Below are 21,065 nucleotides of genomic sequence, written 5' to 3'. Positions count from 1 at the left end.
GATCAGCTACTCCGTTTCAGGGTGGTTTCAATCGCGGCAGCCCAGCTGAGTAACGCAGCATCGTTGCCATGGGTGGAAGAGAGCATCAGGCCAACCGGCGCGTCGCCGGGCTGATGACAAGGCAGAGAAATTGAACAGCCATCCAGCATGTTGATCACGCTGGTGTTGCGCAGCATCAGCAGATTGACCTGCATATAACGCGCGGGATCCTCGAGCTCGGCCAGCGTCGGCGCGATAAGCGGCACCGTCGGCATCAATATGCCGTCGAAAGGCGCAACCGCCTGCTCGACGCGCTGTTTCCAGTCGGCGCGCAGCTGATACAGCTCGGCGGCATCCTCTTCAGTCAGCAAACTGCCGCGTTGAATGCGCGTCAGAACCTGCGGATCGTAAGCTTCCGACTGAGATTGGGCGTAATGCTGATGCCATTGCCAGGCTTCCCACGCGGTAATGCCGCCGCGCGCGTTGATGGTGTCGAGTTCCGCCAGCTCTTGCAGCGGCAGCTCGGTGATTTTCACGCCCTGCGCGCGCAGCACATCAAGCGCATGCAGCCAGGCGGCGCTGACGTGTTCGTCAAGGCCAGCCAGCACCCGCGTCTGCGGGATGACGAAGTGTGCGTCCGACAGATGCCGCTCATCGATCTCCAGCGGCCGATCGGCGATCACGCTATCGAGCAGCCAGCAGCTGCGCACGTCGTGAGCGATCACGCCGATGCTATCGAGTGACGCCGCCAGCGGCAGCGTTCCGCGTTGATCGATGCGGCTGGCGCTGGGTTTAAAACCGGTTAATCCGCACAGCGCGGCTGGAATGCGCACCGAACCGCCGGTATCGGTACCGACCGCCGCCAGGCACATGCCATCGCTCACCGCCACCGCCGCACCGGAAGAGGAACCGCCAGGAATGCGCTGCTGCGCGCGCTGCCACGGATTGGCGGGCGTGCCGTAATGCGGATTGACGCCGAGGCCAGTGAAGGCGAACTCGCTCATATTGGTTTTGCCAAAGATGGCGGCACCGGCCTGCTGCAGTCGATCAACTAAGCTGGCATTCGCCGTGGCCACGCTGGCGTTATTCAGCAAGCGGGAACCGGCAGTGGTCACTTCTCCGGCGATATCGAACAGATCTTTGATGCTGATAGGCAGACCATCAATCGCGCTGCGCGGCTGTTGCTGCTGCCAGCGCGCGCCGGCTTGTGCCGCCTGCTGCTGCGCATCCGCGGCATATACCTTGGTGAAGACGCGCTTGCCTTCCCCGGCTTCCGCCGCGATTGCGCTCAGCGCATCCTGGGTCAGGGTTTCCGGGCTGATTTGCCCGGCGAGCAGCTGCTGGCTCGCTTGCCATAACGTTGTCATAGGGAACCTCAGGCGATAACCGGCAGCGAGCCAGTGATGTAGGTGTGTTCCAGCGTGCGGTTCAGCACCGGATCGTGCAGCGCCATGCGGAATTTACTGGAAGGACGAATCCCGCCGATGGCGCTGAGCGTGCCGCACGACATGGCGAAACCCTCCTCAACCTGACCTGCGGCAAAATAGCGGCTCAACAGATCGAGCGGCGTCAGCAGCGAGGCGAGGGCGCCTTGCTGATAAGTTACCCAGTCGCCGTTGACGTTGATCCAGGCATGCAGCTCCAGTTGATCCCAGTGCGCTTTGACTTCGGACATGCGCCACGCGTGACCGGCAACCGGTTTAATGCACGCCTGCTTCGATAGCGCCACGCTGAAGGTTTCCAGATGACGATCGGTGTGATCGGAAATCAGCGAAACCCAATATTCGCCGCGATGGAAAAATACAAAGGGTTCGGCTTCACCGGATGTTTGATCGCCGACCACTTCCAGCTGCGTTTGCTGACTTAATTGATTGGTCGCGACGCGGTAAAACAGCGGTACTGCACCAGGAGCGGGCACGCCGAGCGCTTCGAGTTCCCTGATATGGTGCAGCACCGCTTCCTGGTCGCGCCCAACCCAGCCCGCGATAACAAGTTGATTAACCTCAACATCCAGCAGTGCCGCATCGGCGTAATCTGTCGTAAACCGTAATTGCATGGGATAGATCTCCAGTTGAGAAATGCGTGTGAAATTTCACTGTGATTTCAATCTAGCCATTTTCATGCCAGGTTTTTGTGTAATATGTCTCAGTTACCTAATAAGGATTTGCGCGATGAGTAATGTGATGGCTGAAAATGTGAGCACGCCGACGACACCGAAGAGCATTTCGCTTAATGAGCGCGCTTATCTGGCGTTCAAGCACCGGCTGATCACGCTGCGCTACAAACCGGGCGACTATCTCAATATCGCGCAGGTGATGGATGACCTTGAGATGGGCAGAACGCCGGTGAATCAGGCGGTGCATCGGCTGGAGACGGAAGGGCTGTTGCAGATCATCCCGCGCAAGGGCGTGATGGTGTCGCCGCTGTCGATTGATGATGCGCTGGAGTTAATTGAGGTGCGTTTAGTGAATGAGGCGTTGTGCTTGCGACTGGCTTCGCAGCGGGTCAATGCGGCGCAAATCGCCTATTTGCGGGAAATGAATCAGCGCATTGCCCATGCCAGCGCCTCACGCGATCGCGAACAGATGATGCTGCTGGACCGCGAGTTTCATCAGGTGCTGGCGGATATCGCCGCCAATGGTCGTCTGGCCGATATTCTCAGCATCATCCACGCGCAGGCGCAGCGCTTCTGGGCCACCACGCTTTCCAGCGCTGCGCACATGAACGAAGTGATCGCCGAACACGAAGCGATCATTGCCGCGCTGGAGCAGGGAAATGCCGAACAGGCAGAAGAGGCGGCGCGGGTGCATATCTATTCGTTTAAGCAGGCGCTGTTGAATAATTAATATTCCGCTTCTTCACCCGGTAGCGGAATGGAAAGATCCATGCCTTCAGCCCCGGCATAGAAAATGATTAGCTCGGCAGGCTTATCGGTGGTGAAACCGCGATGGGCAATATCGATGGATTCATTAAAAGCTTCGCCTGCGTTGAAGGTTTTAGTCTCGCCGCCTGCTTTGTCCTCGATGGTGAGCGAGCCCGATAAAACATAGGCTGTGTTGGGCATCGGATGCGTATGCCACGGCAGCTCGGAATGCGCAGGAATCGTCATCTTCATTACGGTGATCTCAGGCTTACCGACGGGATAGTGTTCAATATGCTGGCCGTTCCATGCATGCCCGCTTTGCAGCAGCGTTTCTGCACTGTTTTCATGCTCGTTATCGGCACCTTTCATCTTATTCCCCTGAATAGTCATTAAAATCTCTCCCGCACAGGATAGTGCAAATCTGCAAGGCTGCGCGCGCGTTCACTTCCAATACAAGTCGATCGATCAACGCCGAGACGCTTGTAAAAGAATTGTGATCGGTCACGAAGAACTGCCTAAAGTAATCGATTACTTTTAACTTCTCTGTGGAATGTAATCGATTTCTTTTTGGCGTGAGGTCAGCATGGTTTCGACAACTACAGGTTCTGAGATCGCGGTGAGACAGCAGCGTTTGCTGATTCCCCGCTTGTCGTTAATGATGTTCATGCAGTTTTTCATTTGGGGAAGCTGGTCCGTTACGCTCGGGCTGGTGATGACGCAACACAACATGTCATTGCTGATTGGTGACGCCTTTTCGGCGGGGCCGATCGCCTCCATTCTGTCGCCGTTTGTGCTGGGCATGTTGGTCGACCGCTTCTTTCCTTCGCAGAAGGTGATGGCGGTAATGAACCTTGCGGGCGCGGTGATCTTATGGTTTGTCCCGGCCGCGCTGGTGGCCGAAAACGGTGCGCTGCTGATTGGATTGCTGTTTGGCTACACGCTCTGTTTTATGCCGACGCTGGCGCTCTCCAACAACATCGCTTTTCACAGCCTGGCCAGCAGTGACAAAAGTTTTCCGGTAGTACGGGTGTTTGGCACCATTGGCTGGATTGTGGCGGGCATCTTTATTGGTGTCACCGGCATCGCATCCAGCACCGGGATTTTCACTCTGGCCGCGATTTGTTCCGTGGCGTTAGCGATCTACAGCCTGACGCTGCCGCACACGCCAGCACCGGCGAAAGGCATGCCGTTAAAAGTGCGCGATCTGTTCTGCGCGGATGCCTTCGCGCTGCTGAAAATTCGTCACTTCTTCGTGTTTGCGCTCTGCGCCACCTTGATTTCCATCCCGCTCGGCACCTATTACGCCTACACCGCGTCCTGGCTGGCGGATGCGGGAGTGAGTAACGTCAGTACCGCGATGTCTTTTGGTCAGATGTCGGAAATCTTCTTCATGCTGGTGATTCCGTTGCTGTTCCGCCGCCTCGGCGTCAAATACATGTTGCTGGTCGGCATGGTGGCGTGGTTTGTGCGTTATGCGCTGTTCGCCATGGGCATGAACGATGAAAGCCGCGCACTTATCTACATGGGTATTCTGCTGCACGGTGTCTGTTACGACTTCTTCTTTGTGGTCGGCTTTATCTACACCGACCGCATCGCAGGGGAAAAAGTGAAAGGGCAGGCGCAAAGCATGGTGGTGATGTTCACCTACGGTATCGGCATGCTGCTGGGCTCGCAGATCTCCGGCGCGCTCTACAACCGCCTGATTGCCGGACAAGGCACGGCGCAAAACTGGGCAACATTCTGGTGGATCCCCGCGATTGCGGCGGCGGTGATCGCCGTTCTTTTCCTCTTCACCTTTAAATACCGGGATGAAGAGGTTTGATTGACTGGAGGTGTACGTGAAAACGGTAAAAGGACCTGGAATTTTTCTCGCGCAGTTTATTGGCCCGCAGCCACCGTTTAATTCGCTGGAAGGGCTGGCGCAATGGGCTTCTGCGCTCGGTTATAAGGCGTTACAAGTGCCTTGTAATCACCCGAAGATTTTTGATCTGCCGCGCGCCGCAACCAGTCAAACCTATTGCGATGAAGTGACAGGTTTACTGGCGAACTACGGCTTGCAGATCAGTGAATTATCGACGCACCTGGAAGGCCAGCTGATTGCTGTCCACCCAGCGCATGATGCCGCCTTCGATGGCTTCGCACCCGCCGCCTTGCGCGGCGACAATGAAAAGCGCACTGCATGGGCGATTCAGACGGTGAAGCTGTCGGCTGCCGCGTCGGCCAGGCTGGGATTGCAGGCCCACGCCACCTTCTCCGGCTCACTGGCCTGGCCGTATCTCTATCCGTGGCCGCCGCACAATCCTCAGCTATTGAGTGAAGCTTTCTCAGAGCTGGCGCGGCGCTGGTTGCCGGTGCTCGACGAATTTGACCGCTACGGCATTGATGTCTGTTACGAGATCCACCCCGGTGAGGATCTGCATGATGGCGTGACGTTTGAACGCTTCCTGGCGTTGGTGAACCATCATCCACGCTGCAACATCTTGTTCGATCCCAGCCACTTGCACTTGCAGCATATCGACTATCTGCAGTTCATCGATATCTACCATCAGCGCATCAAGGCGTTTCACGTTAAAGATGCCGAGTATCTGCCAAACGGGCGTAGCGGCGTGTATGGCGGTTATCAGCGCTGGATAGATCGTGCCGGTCGCTTTCGCTCACCCGGTGACGGGCAGATCGATTTCCCGTCCATTTTCAGCAAATTGGCGCAGTACGATTATGACGGCTGGGCGGTGCTTGAGTGGGAATGTTGTCTGAAAGAGGCGGAAACCGGCGCGCGCGAGGGGGCTGAGTTCATCCGTCGCCACATCATTCCGGTGGCCGATCGGGCATTCGATGACTTCGCCGCACAATCGCAGCAAGCGGCCAGCATCCGCGTGCAGCTGGGGCTGAGCGCGGCAGAGTCGCACGATTAAGGTGGGCGCGGAATTATGGTAGCCTCCGTAGTATCTGACTGAGCAAGAGTTCAAGCATGTCCATCCAAAAAATCGCCCGCTTAGCGGGCGTTTCTGTAGCGACAGTTTCACGGGTGCTGAATAACAGCGACACGGTAAAAGCGCAGAATCGTGAGAAAGTCCTGCACGCCATTAAAGCGAGTAATTACCAGCCAAATTTGTTAGCGCGTCAGTTGCGCACTGCACGTAGCTCAATGATTCTCGTTATGGTGTCAGATATCTCCAATCCTTTCTGCGCCGAGTTGGTGAAAGGCATTGAGGAGCAGGCGGAGAAGAACCGCTATCGCATTCTGTTGTGTAATTCTGGATCAGACATCGAGCGCTCCCGCTCCAGTTTGCAATTGCTGGCCGGTAAAATGGTGGATGGCATTATCACCATGGATGCATTCAGTAAGTTGCCAGAATTGGCACAGCTGATTGGCGAAACGCCGTGGGTTCAGTGCGCGGAATACGCCGATGCCGGGGATGTCTCCTGCGTCGGCATTGATGATGTGCAGGCATCAAAGCACGTGGTGGCATATCTGGCGAGCAGGGGACGACAGCGTATTGCGTTAATCAACCACGATCTCAGCTATAAATATGCGCAGCTGCGACAGGCGGGATATCAGCAGCAACTTAGCCAGGAAGCGCGTAGCTGGCAAGCCATCTCTTACGCCACCGATCTGAGTTTTAATGCCGGTAAACAGGCGATGGAAAGCTTGCTGGCGGCGCCCGAGCGTCCAGATGCAGTGTTCGCGGTGTCGGACACTTTAGCGGCGGGCGCGCTTTCAGCGATTCACGCCGCCGGACTGCGCGTACCGCAGGATATTGCGGTGACCGGATTTGATGGCACCGACCTCGCCGAAATGGTCACGCCACCACTGAGCACGCTGGCGCAGCCGTCGCGCGATATGGGGCGCAAAGCGTTCGACTTGCTGCTGAATAAGATCGACCAGCCTGGTTCGCCGGCTCAACGCATTATGATGGACTGGCACTTTGTGGTACGTGCCAGTACTTAAGCGGTCGCTTGCTGACAAATTTAATACTGCCGAAGAGGGTGATAGAGGACGTATAAATGCTCCACGGATTTCCTGGCGCGCGGTTTTAGCCAAACAGCCGCTGGCGGTTTTGCGTCAGCGCGTGGGCCACATCAGGCAGCATCGGGAAAGAACTCTGACCGCCATATTTCTGGATTGAGCAGGAGCTGATTTCAGCAGCGAATGGAATCGCTTCTTCCAGAGCGATGTTGTTCACCAGGCAATAGGCGATGCCGCCAATAAATGAATCGCCTGCGCCGGTGGTATCAACCACATCCGGGCAGAACACAGCGGGATAATGTCTGGCACCTGCATCACCGGATAATACCGCGCCTTTCTCGCCCAGCGTGATAATCACCCGCCCATTCACCTTTTGCTGTAGCGCTGCTGCGCAGGCCATCGCTTCCTTGACCGACGTGACGGAAGTTTTGCTCATAAAGCTGGCTTCGGTCTCATTCACCACCAGAAAATCCACCTGGCTCAGCGCCTGCGCAGACATCTCGCGTGCTGGCGCATTGTTGAGCAAAATCTGGCAATCGTGACGACGTGCCACGCTGATGGCACGTTCAACCACATGGTCGGGAATTTCCGACTGCAGGATTAACAGTGGGCGATCGCTGAATAACCCATCGTGAATATCAGATTCGGTTATCAGGTAGTTTGCGCCCTTAATAATGGTGCTGCAGTAATCACCGGATTCCAGAATCTGCACGATGCCAATACCGGAGGTTTTTCCGCGTTGGCTAATGTTATCCACCGATACGCCGTTTTCATTCAGCGATTTTATGAGCTCACTGCCATAAATATCATTGCCCACGCAGCCCACCATATTGACGTTCAAGCCCAGCTTGGCGCACTGAACCGCCTGGTTTGCCCCTTTACCGCCCGACATCAACATTAATTCGTTGCCGGTAAACGTCTCCCCAATTTCCGGCAGGCGATCCTGCTGGACAAGAATGTCTTAGTTAAGACTGCCAATAACAACAATATTATGTTTCATCATTTCGGCCCTTAATTGGCGGTGCGTTTCGACGCAACCGCATTTCTGGTGTTGTGTAAACTGGTCTGGCTTTTTTCGCTGGTCTTGCTGGCGATAATGGTAAAAATGGCATCGAGAATATTCAGATGCACAATGCGCGTGGTGGCGTTTTCTCCGGTAATCGGATTGTTTTTAACCGAGGAGATAATCGAGTGCCTGGCAATTAAACTCAGCGGGCTGTTGGGATAATTGGTCAGGCAGATGGTTTCTGCGCCGTTCTCATTCGCCGCTTTTACCATCTGGATAATGTCTGTGGTTTGGCCGGAGTGGGAAATTGCCAGCAGGATATCGCCGGGTTGCATCAATGAGGCGGTCATCAACTGCTTGTGGCTGTCACTGAATACCGATGAGAAGATGCCAATTTTCAGCAGCTTATGATTGAAGTCATCACAGATTGAGCCTGAACCACCGCATCCAGCAATAAAAATGCGCGCGCTTTCTGGCTTATTAATAAACAGATACGCCACCGCTTTGATCACGGCACTGTTAATCACACTCAGTGAATCCTGTAGCGCCAGCACTGAATTTAAAAAGGTGCTTTCAATCACCTGCTCAACATATTTCTCTGAATCCGGAATCACTGGAATATCAATAATATCTTCCTGCGTACTGACTTGCCGGGCGATATTGATTTTCAGATCGTGAAAACCGGTAAAGCCGAGTTTCTTCGATACTTTAGTAATGCTCGATACGCTGACATTCAGATAATTCGCAATATCAGTGATGCACATTTTAGATAATGACTGTGGATTGTCGTCAATAAAACGTGCAATAGACCGTTCCTTTTTTCCCAGCTCAGGTGCAAGCGTGCGAGCCAGCAGGAATATCTCATTGCCTTTAAGTCGGTTATGCATGTTGAGCGCTCAATAAAAACGTTGTCGCTAAGCTAGCATGGTGATTAGGGGAAAAGTGTTAACTGGATCACATGCTGTAAAACGTTTTACTGATGCATTTTACTGGTAGTAAAATAAAAGTATCATAATTGCGACTGTTATTTTACTAGCAGGAAAGTGATTATTTAACTTGTTGTATTTTAATGGTTTTACTCGCAGTAAAATTTTCACTATTATAAATTACCCTTTTATTTTATTAGCGGTAGTATTTATCTATCCGCATTTACCTGATGAATGTTCTCATTTATAAGAAAGTGGAAATCCCATTAAAGGTAATTTAAAAATGAAATTCTCATCACGTATAAATTCATTTCGCTCCAGAGCCGATCTGTTTGCGGCGAAGAACAAAATGGATACTTGCGATCTTATTACGCGTATGGGTACCGTTGCGGGCTTGACGCATATTGAGTTGAATTATCCAGAACATTTTATTGGTCAGGATAAAGAACTGATTAAGCAGACCATCGCTGATAACAATTTGCAGGTCGGTGGCATTGCATTGCGTTATAACAAAGAGTTCATTGACGGTGAATTCACCAATCCGGATGCCGCACTGCGTAAAAAAGCGATTGAAATTACCCTTGAAGCCGCAGAGATGTGCAAATACCTCGGCGGTAATACCGTCACGCTGTGGTTTGGCTACGATGGCTACGATTATCCGTTCCAGCAGGATTACTTCCGCGCCTATGAGTGGCTGGTCAGCGCATTACAGACCGTGACGCAGTCCCACGCGGATATGCAATTCAGCTTTGAATACAAGCCTTATGAGCCGCGCACCTTCTCCTTTATTGGTGATGTCTCTTCAACGCTGATGCTGATTGATGACGTGGGCTCCGACAATCTCGGTATTACCCTCGATTTTTGCCACATGATCATGAAGAAAGAGAATCCCGCTTTCTCGCTGTTCCAGTCGGCACGCAAAAACCGTCTGGTGGGTTTCCACCTGAATGATGGTTATGGCCATTTTGATGATGGGTTGATGCTGGGTTCAGTGCATCTGATGCAGACGCTGGAATACATCTATTACGCAAAACGCGTTAACTTCAGCGGCCTGATCTATTTCGATACCTTCCCAAGCCGCGAAGATCCGGTTGCCGAATGCGCGCAAAATATTCGCATGTATAAAGCGCTTTCAAGCTTTATCGACCGCCTGAGCATTGATGAGATCGATCAGCTGATTAAAAGCCAGGATGCACTGAAAGTGCAGGGCATGCTGATGAAAATCATCGCTGAATAAAAACAAAATCAAAACTTACCTCTATTAACTACAACCAGTCAGTGTCTGACACTGGGGGAAACTATGTTCGATAAAATAGGTTTGCCTAAAAACTTGCTTTGGGGCTATATCGGCCTCGCGATATTTATGATCGGTGATGGTGTAGAACAAGCGTGGATTGCCATCTGGCTGGTGGATAAAGGACTCTCCGTCGCGCAGGCCTCTTATCTGATCACCGCGTACGGTGTCACGGTGACGCTGGCGGCCTGGGTAACTGGCGTGCTGGTGCAAACCCTCGGACCGCGCAAAGTGATGGTGTATGGGCTGATCACCTTCGTCATCGGCAGCATCGGGTTTATCGGCATTGGCCTCAAGACCATGCACATGGCCTGGATGCTGCCGTTTTATGCCATTCGCGGCATCGGTTATCCGCTGTTTGCCTACTCGTTTCTCATCTGGATTAACTACAGCACGCCGGTGGAGCGCCGTTCTACCGCAGTGGGTTGGTTCTGGTTCACCTTCTCGCTGGGTTTAAGCGTTATCGGTCCGTTCTTCTCCTCGCTGGCACTGCCGGTAATGGGCGAAATTCATGTGCTGTGGATCGGCATGGTGTTTGTGGTGGTGGGCTCAGTGTTAGGCATTTGGGTGAACCGCGACGTGGTGCCGGCATCTGAAATTCATCCCTTCAGTGCGGCTGAATTAATCAAAGGCATCACCATTTTGCAGCGTCCGGTGATCGCCATGGGATTGGTGGTGAAATCGGTAAACGGCATCGCACAATATGGGTTGGCCACTTTTCTGCCGCTGTATCTGATCAGTTTCGGCTACAGCAAAACCGAATGGCTGCATATGTGGTCGGCGGTATTCCTGGTGGCGATTTTCGCCAACCTGTTCTTTGGCTTCTTCGGCGATAAGTTTGGCTGGCGTACCACCATTATGTGGGTCGGCGGCTTTGGTTATGCCGCGGTGCTGATTCTGGTTTGGGCAGTGCCGCAGGTGCTGGGCCACAACTTCTATGTGATGGCGTTCGTGCTGTGCCTGTGCGGCATTACCATGGCGGGTTATGTGCCGCTATCAGCGCTGTTCCCGTTACTGGCCCCGGACAGTAAAGGCGCAGCGATGTCGGTGCTGAATCTGGGGGCAGGTCTGGGTGCATTTATCGCACCTGCCATCACTGCGCTGTTCTATTCATCACTGGGTGCGGGCGGGGTGCTGGGGATTTATGCCGGACTTTATGTGTTGAGCGGCGTGCTGACGCCATTCCTGAAAACGCCAGAAGAGCTGGATGCGCGGGTGGCGATGACGGATAAAGCGGCCTGAAAGATGTGAGATTTTGGTTATAAAAAAGCCCAGTTAAGAAACTGGGCTTTTTATTGGAATCAATAGCTTAGACGTTGAACAGGAAGTTCATCACGTCGCCATCTTTAACGATGTACTCTTTTCCTTCTGAGCGCATCTTGCCGGCTTCTTTCGCGCCTTGTTCACCTTTGAACGCAACGAAATCTTCAAACGCGATGGTCTGAGCACGGATGAAGCCTTTCTCGAAGTCGGTGTGGATTTTACCCGCCGCCTGTGGCGCAGTGGCACCAACAGGAATGGTCCATGCACGCACTTCTTTCACGCCAGCGGTGAAGTAGGTTTGCAGGTTCAGCAGCGCATAACCGGCGCGGATCACGCGGTTCAGGCCCGGCTCTTCCAGACCTAGCTCAGCCATGAACTCGTCGCGCTCATCATCTTCCAGCTCAGCGATATCAGATTCAACCGCAGCACACACTGGCACCACTACTGAACCTTCAGCTTCGGCAATCGCACGCACCTGATCGAGGTACGGATTGTTTTCGAAACCGTCTTCGTTGACGTTAGCGATGTACATGGTTGGCTTCAGCGTCAGGAAGCTGAGGTAGCGGATTGCCGCTTTCTCGTCAGCATCCAGATTCAGTGCGCGCAGCATGCCCGCTTCTGACAGATGCGGCAGGCACTTCTCCAGCGCAGCCAGTTCGGCTTTAGCATCTTTGTCGCCGCCTTTGGCTTTCTTCTGGCAACGCTGAATCGCGCGTTCGCAGGTGTCGAGATCCGACAGCGCCAGCTCGGTGTTGATCACGTCAATATCTTCCGCTGGGTTAACTTTACCCGCTACGTGGATGATGTTGTCGTTTTCGAAGCAGCGCACTACGTGGCCGATGGCTTCGGTTTCACGGATGTTGGTCAGGAACTGGTTGCCCAGGCCTTCACCTTTGGACGCGCCTTTCACCAGACCGGCGATATCGACGAATTCCATGGTAGTTGGCACTACACGCTGTGGCTTAACAATCTCGCTCAGCTGATCGAGGCGCAGATCGGGCATTGGCACTACACCGGTGTTTGGCTCGATGGTGCAGAACGGAAAGTTGGCTGCTTCGATACCCGCTTTAGTCAGCGCGTTGAACAGGGTGGATTTACCGACGTTCGGCAGGCCCACAATACCGCATTTAAATCCCATGGTCTGATTACCTTTCTCACTGAGTGCGCAGCGCTGTTAACCAGCGCCGACAGATTCAAAAAATTTCGCGCATTATACACAGAATTGCCTTCTGCGGCGCGGGAATTGGCCTTAGCCCGCCTTGAACGCGTGCAGGCGGTTCATCGCCTTGATCTTGTCTTCTTTCAGCCACAACTCGGTGCAGCGCACCGCTTCGTCTACGGCATCGTCAATCAGCTCTTGTTCGCTGGCTGGCGGCTTGCCCAGCACGAAACCAGTGACTTTATTGCGGTCGCCAGGATGGCCAATGCCGACACGTAAACGGTGAAAATTATTGTTGTTGCCCAGTTTGCTGATGATGTCTTTCAGGCCGTTGTGGCCTCCGTGGCCGCCGCCTTGCTTAAATTTTGCTACGCCGGGCGGTAAATCCAGCTCATCGTGCGCCACCAAAATCTCTTCTGGCGCAATGCGATAGAAGGTCGCCATCGCCGCCACCGCTTTGCCGCTGAGATTCATAAACGTGGTGGGCACCAGCAGGCGCACATCTTCTCCCGCCAGCAACAGGCGCGCGGTATAGCCATAGAATTTTGGCTCGTCTTTTAACGACTGATTGTTGCGGCTCGCCAGTAAATCGACATACCACGCGCCAGCGTTATGGCGCGTTGCGGCGTATTCAGCGCCGGGATTGGCCAGCCCCACAATCAGTTTAATGCTGCTCACGATGTTTATCCTGTCTTGCTGCGGAAAGGGCGATAGTTTACTGCCTGACGGCACGGATGACAAAGGCCGCAAGCAGCAGATAATGTCTCTGCGTGACTAATCATTTTCTATCGAAATCAAGGCTCTGGCGGTAAAGATTTGTCAAAGGTTGTGAAGGATATGTGATCCTGTACGCAACTTAAGCGGCAACTATTGCCTAAGCTTATGGCTAGTTAACCATACGTGCTGTTTTGCTTTTATAAGGATGGAGGTGGATCATGAAACGTCAAAATTGCCGCTTTGTAGGTAACGGTTTGATGTGTTTAGGTTTACTGACGATGGTATTAGGTGTCGGCTATTCCATTATCAATCAGCTTCCTTCACTCAACCTGCCGCAATTTCTCGCGCACGGTGCAATGTTTAGCATCTTCGTTGGCGCTTTGCTGTGGCTGGTTGGCGCACGCGTCAGCGGACGTGAGCGCGTGGAAGATCGCTATTACTGGTTGCGTCATTACGGTGATAAGCGCTGCCGTCGCAATCACTCATCACATTAAGTGAGTACGGTTTGCTGAAGCGGCTGTAACTGCGCGAGATAACATTCGATGCGGTTACGGCCGCTGGCTTTTGCGCGATACAAAGCTTCATCGGCCAGCGCCAGCAATGGCGGGAAAGGTTCGCCGGGCTGCAGTGCGGTGGCAAAACCGATACTGACGGTATAGCGCACGTCGTTGGGTTGCGACAGCTGTGTCGCTAAACGAATACGCTCACACACGCGCTGCGCTTGCTCGGCATCGCCGGGAATAATCGCTGCAAACTCCTCACCGCCCAGGCGGGCAAAATGTCCACTCTCCGGCAACAATGCCTGCACCACCTGACAAAAATCGATTAATACCTGATCGCCTTGCTGATGGCCAAAACGGTCGTTGATACTTTTAAAATGGTCCAGATCGAACAGCACCGCGCTATAAACAAATTGCTGTGATTGTCGCGCGCTGCGCAGCACCATTTTATCTGCCTGCTCGAACAGTGCGCGACGATTCCACACGCTGGTGAGCGGATCAAGCATTGATGCCAGTTTGTGGGCGATTTGCGTGCGCTCATTCACCATCGCCAGAATGGTGAAGCTCAGGCCAATGACAAACAGAATCGATTCGAGAATCACATAAACCGAGAAGCTGGAGCCGCCGATCGCACCACGAACCGGCGTTGCCACCGCATCATCCAGAAAGATGCGCGCCACGTGAAACAGCAGATGGATCCACAGCAGGATTTGCGCCGGCCAGAAGGTAACGGTTAACGAGGCATGCACGCGCCACAGCAAGCGGATCAGCGCGCCGGTATAGATGATGCACAGCAGGCAAACCACCAGCACGCGCTTCGGCTGGCTGTGATAAAACTCGGGGAACAGGCACAGAATCGCCCACAATAAACCGCCGCCTAACCAGCTGAGTCCAATGGTTTTACCGCAGAAGATGCGGAAGGCATTGAGCAGATTGCCGTAAGCCAGCAGCAGCATGATGTTGCCGACCGCTACCGGTAAAAACTGGAATCCCGCGCTGCGTAAGCTGCTGAGGAACACCGCGGTCAACGTTAAAACCAACGCCAGCGTGGTGCAGCCCAATACGCGATCGTACTGCGCGCCAACCCAGGCAAAAACCAAAATGATACTCAAAAACCCCAGCACATAGAGCTCGCAAACAAACAGTGTGTAGATGTCGAGAGTCATAGTGGTCGGAGCTCTTGAAAAAGTGGGGAAGAAAATACCATTAATTATTGGAGCGCTAAAGGGCGGCAATGCGAGTTGCGGGAAAAGAGTGGATGGCAGCGAGAATAGCAAGATTTAACGAAATTTATCGCGCAAATATCAGCGGCGAAAGTGGCTTAATCGGTGAGTCAGGTTTAGGACAGTGAACAAAGAAAAACCGGGCACAAGGCCCGGTTTCACGCGATGAATTAATGCTCAAACATCGCGGAGATTGATTCTTCGTTGCTGATACGACGAATCGCTTCGGCCAACATGCCAGACAGCGTCAAAGTACGCACGTTTGGCAGAGATTTCATCTCTTCAGACAGCGGAATGGTATCGCAGACAATCACCTGGTCAATCACCGACTTACGCAGGTTTTCCACCGCGTTGCCAGAGAAGATTGGGTGAGTGGCGTAGGCGAAGACACGTTTCGCGCCGCGCTCTTTCAACGCTTCAGCCGCTTTGCACAGCGTACCGCCGGTGTCGATCATATCGTCGACCAGTACACAGTCACGACCCGCAACGTCACCAATAATGTGCATCACCTGAGAAACGTTCGCGCGCGGGCGGCGTTTGTCGATGATAGCCATATCGGTATCGTTAAGCAGTTTAGCGATGGCGCGGGCACGCACTACGCCACCGATGTCTGGGGAAACCACAATTGGATTTTCCAGGCCAATTTGCAGCATATCTTCCAGCAGGATTGGGCTGCCGAAGACGTTATCCACCGGGACATCAAAGAAGCCCTGAATCTGTTCAGCATGCAGGTCAACGGTGAGAACACGGTCAACGCCCACGCTGGAGAGGAAATCGGCAACCACTTTGGCGGTGATCGGTACACGAGCAGAACGCACACGGCGATCCTGACGCGCATAGCCAAAGTAAGGAATAACAGCAGTAATACGACCAGCAGAAGCCCGACGCAAGGCGTCGACCATCACAACCAGCTCCATCAGATTATCGTTGGTGGGGGCACAGGTGGACTGGATGATGAAAATATCACCACCGCGTACATTTTCGTTGATCTGTACACTTACTTCACCATCACTGAAACGGCCAACAGCGGCGTCTCCGAGGCTAGTGTAAAGGCGGTTGGCAATACGTTGTGCTAGTTCCGGGGTGGCGTTACCAGCAAATAGCTTCATATCAGGCACGAGAAGAACCTCAGGCTTGGCGTCCAGAGAATGAACGGCTCTAGAGTAACCGGCGAATACCAAAGAGCATGTTCATACGGGTGTGTTAATGCGCAACATGCAGTGTCTGGAACGTGTGACACTGTCACGTAGACGCTTTTAGCCCAGAAAGTGTGCGCTGCAACGGCGAGAGGTTAAGCCCGCGCGCCACAAATCCGCAAATCCATTTCGGGGCAAGCTCCAGCACCTGACGTGCGTCGGATTCGGTGTCAAATTCAGCAAACACACAAGCTCCGGTCCCAGTCAGGCGCGACGGCGCGTATTCTAGCAGCCAGGAAAGCAGCTCATCAACCTTACGAAAACGTTTTCTTGCCACAGACTCACAATCATTGTGAAAAGGACGCTGTAACAGTTCATCTAATGTGCGGATTGGTGAATCGCGCGTCAGATCGGGATCGCGGAACAGATCCGGCGTTGCGATACTCACGCCCGGATGCGCCACCAGATACCATTTTTCTGCCGGTTCTGCCGGCTGCAACAACTCGCCCACACCTTCAGCAAAGGCCGCGTGGCCACCAATAAACACGGGCACATCCGCGCCCAGCTTGATGCCAATCGCTGCCATTTCAGCAACGCTTAACCCGGTTTGCCACAGATGATTTAGCGCCACTAATACCGTCGCCGCATCCGATGAGCCGCCGCCGAGACCGCCGCCCATCGGCAAAACCTTCTCCAGCGCGATAGTAGCACCGGCTTGCGCAGGCAAAGTGCCACGCGCGGCGGCGAAGGTTTTTAACGCCTGCGCGGCGCGCACAATCAGGTTCTCTTCATCCGGCACGCCATCCAGCGGTGTCAGCAGCGTAATCTTGCCGCTGCTGTCTGGCGTGATTTCCAGCGTGTCACCGTAATCGAGAAATTGAAACAGCGTTTGCAGGTTGTGGTAGCCGTCAGGACGACGGCCAGTGATATACAAAAACAGATTCAGTTTTGCTGGCGCGGGCCACGTGGTGATCATTGGGTGGTCCAGCTATCCATGCGTAATTTGATGCGCTGGCCGCCTTCAGACAGCTCCAGATTCGCCGGCAGCGGTGGATTCACTTTGCTGTCGTAATCAGAAATGTTCACTTTCCACTGCTGGCCGTTACGGCTGTAATTTAGGCTTTGCAGCTGGTAATTGTTATTCAGCTGATAATCGCTGGCATCGCCCGGCAAGCCCATCATCCACTGTCGCAGATTGGCGAGCGGGATATCCATGCCGGTAAGCTGTGAAATCATCTTCTCGGCATCGTTACTGACGTAGCGCTTGCCTTTGTTATCAACGATCTGCACCACTGAACCTTGCGCATCCAGTTGCAATTCGGTGCTGCCGAGCGGATTGGTTAACAGCAGACGATAGCGATCGGCAGCGGTTTGCTGCCAGTTAAAGCGCGCATAGACTTTTTGCTTATCCGACAGGTACGCGAACGCGCCGCGCGTCTGATACTGGCTGATTTTCGCCACGGCTTGTTGATGCTGCTGCCATTGCGGTGACGTGGTGCTTGGGCCCGGACCTTGTGGTTTGTTAATGGTACATGCAGCCAGTAACACGCTGGCAAGGGGTAAAAGGCGCAGTAACTTGCGCGGGGGCAAATGCATCACGTGGTCATCTCCTCAGACACGTTTTTACTTCGTAACCGGTAACGCTAACCATCCGCATGTAAGCCGTCAATGCTGTTATGGCAATAATTGCGCACGATCAGTTTAATCTTATTACAGTCATAGGCTTTGTATGGCTTTTCTTGACCTGTGGCATCTTGTAGAATGCGCTGCACAAAACCCTGACAACTATTGGGATATCCCAACCCGAATCACATGACGCTGCTTGCACTCGGAATCAACCACAAAACTGCACCTGTTGCGCTACGCGAACGCGTTGCGTTTACACCAGACACGCTGGAACTGGCGCTGAATAGCCTGTTGTCCCAGCCGATGGTGCAGAGCGGCGTGGTCCTCTCGACCTGCAACCGTACGGAACTCTACCTCAGTGTAGAGCAGCAAGCCGACCTGCAGGAGAAGCTGGTGCGTTGGCTGTGTGACTATCACGATCTGCGTGAAGAGGATGTGCGCAACAGCCTCTACTGGCATCAGGATAACGCGGCGGTCAGCCATCTGATGCGTGTAGCAAGTGGGTTGGATTCATTGGTGTTGGGTGAACCACAGATTTTAGGTCAGGTTAAAAAAGCCTTTGTTGATTCGTCACGCGATCATGCGCTGAGCAGTGAACTGGAGCGCATGTTCCAGAAAACCTTCTCGGTGGCCAAGCGTGTACGCACCGAAACCGAGATTGGTGCCAGCGCCGTTTCGGTCGCCTTCGCCGCCTGTTCCCTGGCGCGTCAAATCTTTGAATCGCTCAGCACCGTTAACGTGCTGCTGGTCGGCGCCGGTGAAACCATTGAGTTAGTGGCGCGTCATCTGCGCGAACACTCCGTCAAGAAGCTGATGATCGCCAACCGCACACGCGAACGCGCACAGCTGCTGGCCGATGAAGTGGGGGCAGAAGTGATTGGCCTCGGCGATATCGAAACCCGTCTGGCCGATGCCGACATCATTATCTCGTCTACCGCCAGCCCGCTGCCGATTATCGGTAAAGGGATGGTGGAGCGCGCGCTGAAAGCGCGTCGCAATCAGCCGATGCTGCTGGTGGATATCGCCGTACCGCGCGATGTCGAGCCGGAAGTGGGCAAGCTGGCGAACGCCTATCTTTATAGCGTTGATGATCTGCAAGCGATCATCGAGCAGAACATGGCGCAGCGTAAAGCCGCCGCCGTGCAGGCCGAAAGCATTGTGGTGCAGGAGAGCGGCGAATTTATGGCCTGGCTGCGCGCGCAAAGCGCGGTTGAGACCATCCGTGAATATCGCTCGCAGGCCGATCAGGTGCGCGCCGAGTTACAGGAACGCGCGCTGGCCGCGCTGCAGCAGGGCGCTGACGCCGAAAAAGTATTGCAAGAGTTGGCGCACAAGCTGACCAACCGTTTAATTCATGCACCAACCAAATCACTGCAGCAGGCCGCGCGCGACGGCGACAGCGAACGCCTGCAGATCTTACGTGACAGCCTCGGTTTAGAGTAATCTGGTCAGTCACGACCTATCACTGGGATACCCGCTATTACATGAAGAGCTCTATTGTTGCCAAGCTGGAAGCGCTCCAGGAACGCCACGAGGAAGTGGAAGCGTTGCTGGGCGATGCCGGCGTGATTGCCGATCAGGATCGTTTCCGTGCGTTATCACGCGAATATGCCCAGCTTAGCGACGTCACCCGTTGTTTCCGCGAATGGCAGCAGGTGCAGGAAGATGTTGAAACTGCCGAAATGATGCTGGAAGACCCGGAAATGCGCGAGATGGCGCAGGAAGAATTGAAGCTGTCACGCGAGAAGCGTGAAGAGCTGGAACAACAGCTGCAAGTGCTGCTGTTGCCGAAAGATCCCGACGATGAACGTCCGTGCTTTGTCGAAGTGCGCGCCGGTACCGGCGGTGATGAAGCGGCGATTTTTGCCGGCGATTTGTTCCGTATGTACAGCCGTTATGCTGAAGCACGTCGCTGGCAGGTGGAGATCATCAGCGCCAACGAAGGTGAGCACGGCGGCTATAAAGAAGTGATCGCGCGCATCATCGGCGATGGCGCGTATGGCCGCTTTAAGTTTGAATCGGGCGGTCATCGCGTCCAGCGCGTGCCGGAAACCGAATCGCAGGGCCGTATTCACACTTCAGCTTGTACCGTTGCGGTGATGCCGGAACTGCCAGAAGCGGAAATGCCGGAAATCAACGCTGGCGATTTGAAAATTGATACTTTCCGCTCGTCCGGTGCCGGTGGTCAGCACGTTAACACCACCGATTCCGCGATTCGTATCACCCACTTGCCAACCGGCATTGTGGTGGAGTGTCAGGACGAACGTTCACAGCACAAAAACAAAGCCAAAGCGTTGGCGGTGTTGGGCGCACGTATTCACGCGGCGGAAACGGCGAAGCGTAATGCCGCAGAAGCCTCAACGCGTCGTAACCTGCTCGGCAGCGGCGACCGTTCAGACCGTAACCGCACCTATAACTTCCCGCAGGGCCGCGTTACCGATCACCGCATCAACCTGACGGTTTATCGTCTCGACGAGGTGATGGAAGGCAAACTGGATTCCCTGATTGAGCCGATTGTGCAGGAGTATCAAGCCGATCAGCTGGCCGCGCTGGCTGGACAGGACTAATGATCATCCGTCGCTGGCTACAGCAGGCTGTGGTAGCGCTCTGTGGCGGCGACAGCCCGAAGCGCGATGCGGAAATATTGCTGAGTTTCGTGACGGGCAAACCGCGCAGTTGGCTGATCGCCTTTGACGATGCCGAACTGGACGCGCAGCAGCAGGAACAGCTGAATGCGCTGCTGGCGCGCCGCGTCAACGGTGAGCCGATTGCACATCTGGTTGGCGAGCGTGAATTCTGGTCGCTGCCGTTGCGCGTCAGCGATGCCACACTGATTCCGCGCCCGGACACCGAAGTGCTGGTGGAACAGGCGCTGGCGCATCTGCCGGCCACAGCAACCTCACTGCTGGATTTGGGCACCGGCACCGGCGCGATTGCGCTGGCGCTGGCCAGCGAACGGCCAACTTGCCAGGTTATCGGCTGCGATCGTATTGCCGCAGCGGTGGAACTGGCGCAGGACAACGCGCTACGTCTGCACATCGATAATGCCCGCTTCATCCTCAGCAACTGGTTCAGTGAACTTCCCGCCCAACGTTTTGATCTGATTGTCAGTAATCCGCCCTATATTGATGCCGCCGATGAACATCTGCAGCAGGGCGACGTGCGCTTTGAGCCGCTCAGCGCGCTGGTGGCGGACGATCAGGGTTTGGCTGATTTACGTTTCATCATTCACACCGCACCGAACTGGCTGCACGCGGGTGGCTGGCTGCTGCTGGAACATGGCTGGCAGCAAGGCGCAGCCGTACGCGCCATCATGACGCAGCACGGTTATCAGGCGGTGAGCACCGTTGACGATTACGGCGGTAATCCGCGCGTCACACTAGGACAATTTTTTAACAAGGAATAA

The 21,065-nt window shown here is 54.3% G+C and carries 21 protein-coding genes; 10 read left to right on the top strand and 11 right to left on the bottom strand.

The features are described from left to right. Positions 1-2 precede the first annotated feature (2 nt). Together VIJ98_RS11350 and VIJ98_RS11345 are read right to left on the bottom strand one after the other, a co-directional pair. A complete protein-coding gene (locus tag VIJ98_RS11350) occupies positions 3-1,346 on the bottom strand; it encodes an amidase (protein WP_323273999.1) in 1,344 nt (447 codons plus the stop codon). 8 nt (positions 1,347-1,354) lie between these two features. Continuing rightward, positions 1,355-2,035 carry a DUF2848 domain-containing protein gene (locus VIJ98_RS11345; RefSeq protein ID WP_323273997.1) on the bottom strand — a complete coding sequence of 227 codons (681 nt, stop codon included), beginning with the start codon at positions 2,033-2,035 and terminating at the stop codon, positions 1,355-1,357. Positions 2,036-2,150: 115 nt separating this feature from the next. Here VIJ98_RS11345 and VIJ98_RS11340 point away from each other — a divergent pair, with 115 nt between their 5' ends. After that, entirely contained in the window at positions 2,151-2,825 is a 675-nt protein-coding gene (locus tag VIJ98_RS11340; protein ID WP_323273995.1) for a GntR family transcriptional regulator, read from the top strand. Here VIJ98_RS11340 and VIJ98_RS11335 read toward each other — a convergent pair. Next, positions 2,822-3,211, bottom strand: a complete 390-nt coding sequence (locus VIJ98_RS11335) for a cupin domain-containing protein (protein ID WP_323275817.1) — start codon at positions 3,209-3,211, stop codon at positions 2,822-2,824. The two genes, VIJ98_RS11340 and VIJ98_RS11335, sit on opposite strands and share 4 nt — an antisense overlap. Before the next feature lie 214 nt (positions 3,212-3,425). Between VIJ98_RS11335 and VIJ98_RS11330 the strand changes: the two genes are divergently transcribed. Genes VIJ98_RS11330 through VIJ98_RS11320 form a run of 3 tightly spaced genes read left to right on the top strand, consistent with a single transcriptional unit; the run spans position 3,426 to position 6,791 of the window. After that, a complete protein-coding gene (locus VIJ98_RS11330) occupies positions 3,426-4,664 on the top strand; it encodes an MFS transporter (RefSeq protein ID WP_154156490.1) in 1,239 nt (412 codons plus the stop codon). 16 nt (positions 4,665-4,680) lie between these two features. Continuing rightward, positions 4,681-5,754: a sugar phosphate isomerase/epimerase gene (locus tag VIJ98_RS11325; protein ID WP_323273993.1), complete on the top strand. Its 1,074-nt coding sequence runs from the start codon at positions 4,681-4,683 to the stop codon at positions 5,752-5,754. A gap of 56 nt (positions 5,755-5,810) precedes the next feature. After that, complete coding sequence (locus VIJ98_RS11320; RefSeq protein WP_154193784.1) at positions 5,811-6,791, top strand: LacI family DNA-binding transcriptional regulator; 981 nt, start codon at positions 5,811-5,813, stop codon at positions 6,789-6,791. A gap of 85 nt (positions 6,792-6,876) precedes the next feature. On the opposite strand, the gene VIJ98_RS11315 is transcribed toward VIJ98_RS11320, so the two are convergent. Further along, positions 6,877-7,767 carry a ribokinase gene (locus VIJ98_RS11315; protein WP_323275816.1) on the bottom strand — a complete coding sequence of 297 codons (891 nt, stop codon included), beginning with the start codon at positions 7,765-7,767 and terminating at the stop codon, positions 6,877-6,879. A 53-nt stretch (positions 7,768-7,820) separates the two neighbouring features. Next, positions 7,821-8,702, bottom strand: coding sequence for an SIS domain-containing protein (locus VIJ98_RS11310; protein ID WP_008107616.1), 882 nt, complete (start codon positions 8,700-8,702; stop codon positions 7,821-7,823). Between the two features lie 322 nt (positions 8,703-9,024). On the opposite strand from VIJ98_RS11310, the gene VIJ98_RS11305 reads away from it, so the two are divergent. Both VIJ98_RS11305 and VIJ98_RS11300 read left to right on the top strand, forming a co-directional pair. Continuing rightward, entirely contained in the window at positions 9,025-9,978 is a 954-nt protein-coding gene (locus VIJ98_RS11305; protein ID WP_008107617.1) for a sugar phosphate isomerase/epimerase, read from the top strand. Positions 9,979-10,041: 63 nt separating this feature from the next. Next, positions 10,042-11,277 carry an MFS transporter gene (locus tag VIJ98_RS11300; RefSeq protein WP_179450519.1) on the top strand — a complete coding sequence of 412 codons (1,236 nt, stop codon included), beginning with the start codon at positions 10,042-10,044 and terminating at the stop codon, positions 11,275-11,277. 67 nt (positions 11,278-11,344) lie between these two features. Here the strand turns inward: VIJ98_RS11300 and ychF are convergent, their stop codons facing one another. Both ychF and pth read right to left on the bottom strand, forming a co-directional pair. Then, positions 11,345-12,436 (bottom strand): redox-regulated ATPase YchF, encoded by a 1,092-nt coding sequence (gene ychF, locus VIJ98_RS11295; protein WP_008107633.1) that lies wholly within the window; start codon positions 12,434-12,436, stop codon positions 11,345-11,347. A gap of 111 nt (positions 12,437-12,547) precedes the next feature. Next, complete coding sequence (gene pth / locus VIJ98_RS11290; protein WP_323273987.1) at positions 12,548-13,135, bottom strand: aminoacyl-tRNA hydrolase; 588 nt, start codon at positions 13,133-13,135, stop codon at positions 12,548-12,550. Positions 13,136-13,392: 257 nt separating this feature from the next. Between pth and ychH the strand changes: the two genes are divergently transcribed. Continuing rightward, entirely contained in the window at positions 13,393-13,668 is a 276-nt protein-coding gene (ychH, locus tag VIJ98_RS11285) for a stress-induced protein YchH (protein WP_061723496.1), read from the top strand. On the opposite strand, the gene VIJ98_RS11280 is transcribed toward ychH, so the two are convergent. From VIJ98_RS11280 to lolB, 4 genes are all read right to left on the bottom strand, one after another. Further along, a complete protein-coding gene (locus tag VIJ98_RS11280; RefSeq protein WP_258143471.1) occupies positions 13,665-14,840 on the bottom strand; it encodes a GGDEF domain-containing protein in 1,176 nt (391 codons plus the stop codon). The genes ychH and VIJ98_RS11280 overlap by 4 nt on opposite strands. A gap of 227 nt (positions 14,841-15,067) precedes the next feature. Further along, positions 15,068-16,015, bottom strand: a complete 948-nt coding sequence (gene prs, locus VIJ98_RS11275; protein WP_006118899.1) for a ribose-phosphate diphosphokinase — start codon at positions 16,013-16,015, stop codon at positions 15,068-15,070. Between the two features lie 124 nt (positions 16,016-16,139). Further along, positions 16,140-17,009, bottom strand: a complete 870-nt coding sequence (ispE, locus tag VIJ98_RS11270) for a 4-(cytidine 5'-diphospho)-2-C-methyl-D-erythritol kinase (RefSeq protein ID WP_323273977.1) — start codon at positions 17,007-17,009, stop codon at positions 16,140-16,142. Beyond that, positions 17,006-17,629 carry a lipoprotein insertase outer membrane protein LolB gene (gene lolB, locus VIJ98_RS11265; RefSeq protein WP_101764109.1) on the bottom strand — a complete coding sequence of 208 codons (624 nt, stop codon included), beginning with the start codon at positions 17,627-17,629 and terminating at the stop codon, positions 17,006-17,008. Before lolB ends, ispE begins: the two co-directional genes overlap by 4 nt. A 216-nt stretch (positions 17,630-17,845) precedes the next feature. Between lolB and hemA the strand changes: the two genes are divergently transcribed. From hemA to prmC, 3 genes are read left to right on the top strand one after another with little or no spacing between them, the layout of a single operon-like run. Then, entirely contained in the window at positions 17,846-19,102 is a 1,257-nt protein-coding gene (hemA, locus tag VIJ98_RS11260) for a glutamyl-tRNA reductase (RefSeq protein ID WP_061718543.1), read from the top strand. 41 nt (positions 19,103-19,143) lie between these two features. Then, the gene (gene prfA, locus VIJ98_RS11255) at positions 19,144-20,226 is read left to right on the top strand and encodes a peptide chain release factor 1 (protein ID WP_008107659.1); all 1,083 of its coding nucleotides are present in this window, start codon (positions 19,144-19,146) and stop codon (positions 20,224-20,226) included. Continuing rightward, positions 20,226-21,065 carry a peptide chain release factor N(5)-glutamine methyltransferase gene (gene prmC / locus VIJ98_RS11250; protein WP_323273975.1) on the top strand — a complete coding sequence of 280 codons (840 nt, stop codon included), beginning with the start codon at positions 20,226-20,228 and terminating at the stop codon, positions 21,063-21,065. The genes prfA and prmC overlap by 1 nt, the downstream gene beginning before the upstream one ends.

Origin of the sequence: Pantoea sp. S18, from assembly GCF_045689705.1 — a bacterium.
Classification (GTDB): Bacteria; Pseudomonadota; Gammaproteobacteria; order Enterobacterales; family Enterobacteriaceae; genus Pantoea; species Pantoea symbiotica.
The sequence above is the reverse complement of the archived record's forward strand: the minus strand, read 5'-3'. Positions and strand labels throughout refer to the sequence as shown.

Bases quoted from the DNA above. Each gene is read 5' to 3' on its own strand.
- VIJ98_RS11350 (WP_323273999.1), bottom strand. From the start codon at position 1,346: ATGACAACGTTATGGCAAGCGAGCCAGCAGCTGCTCGCCGGGCAAATC.
- VIJ98_RS11345 (WP_323273997.1), bottom strand. From the start codon at position 2,035: ATGCAATTACGGTTTACGACAGATTACGCCGATGCGGCACTGCTGGAT.
- VIJ98_RS11340 (WP_323273995.1), top strand. From the start codon at position 2,151: ATGAGTAATGTGATGGCTGAAAATGTGAGCACGCCGACGACACCGAAG.
- VIJ98_RS11335 (WP_323275817.1), bottom strand. From the start codon at position 3,211: ATGAAAGGTGCCGATAACGAGCATGAAAACAGTGCAGAAACGCTGCTG.
- VIJ98_RS11330 (WP_154156490.1), top strand. From the start codon at position 3,426: ATGGTTTCGACAACTACAGGTTCTGAGATCGCGGTGAGACAGCAGCGT.
- VIJ98_RS11320 (WP_154193784.1), top strand. From the start codon at position 5,811: ATGTCCATCCAAAAAATCGCCCGCTTAGCGGGCGTTTCTGTAGCGACA.
- VIJ98_RS11310 (WP_008107616.1), bottom strand. From the start codon at position 8,702: ATGCATAACCGACTTAAAGGCAATGAGATATTCCTGCTGGCTCGCACG.
- VIJ98_RS11305 (WP_008107617.1), top strand. From the start codon at position 9,025: ATGAAATTCTCATCACGTATAAATTCATTTCGCTCCAGAGCCGATCTG.
- VIJ98_RS11300 (WP_179450519.1), top strand. From the start codon at position 10,042: ATGTTCGATAAAATAGGTTTGCCTAAAAACTTGCTTTGGGGCTATATC.
- ychF (WP_008107633.1), bottom strand. From the start codon at position 12,436: ATGGGATTTAAATGCGGTATTGTGGGCCTGCCGAACGTCGGTAAATCC.
- ychH (WP_061723496.1), top strand. From the start codon at position 13,393: ATGAAACGTCAAAATTGCCGCTTTGTAGGTAACGGTTTGATGTGTTTA.
- VIJ98_RS11280 (WP_258143471.1), bottom strand. From the start codon at position 14,840: ATGACTCTCGACATCTACACACTGTTTGTTTGCGAGCTCTATGTGCTG.
- ispE (WP_323273977.1), bottom strand. From the start codon at position 17,009: ATGATCACCACGTGGCCCGCGCCAGCAAAACTGAATCTGTTTTTGTAT.
- lolB (WP_101764109.1), bottom strand. From the start codon at position 17,629: ATGCATTTGCCCCCGCGCAAGTTACTGCGCCTTTTACCCCTTGCCAGC.
- hemA (WP_061718543.1), top strand. From the start codon at position 17,846: ATGACGCTGCTTGCACTCGGAATCAACCACAAAACTGCACCTGTTGCG.
- prfA (WP_008107659.1), top strand. From the start codon at position 19,144: ATGAAGAGCTCTATTGTTGCCAAGCTGGAAGCGCTCCAGGAACGCCAC.
- prmC (WP_323273975.1), top strand. From the start codon at position 20,226: ATGATCATCCGTCGCTGGCTACAGCAGGCTGTGGTAGCGCTCTGTGGC.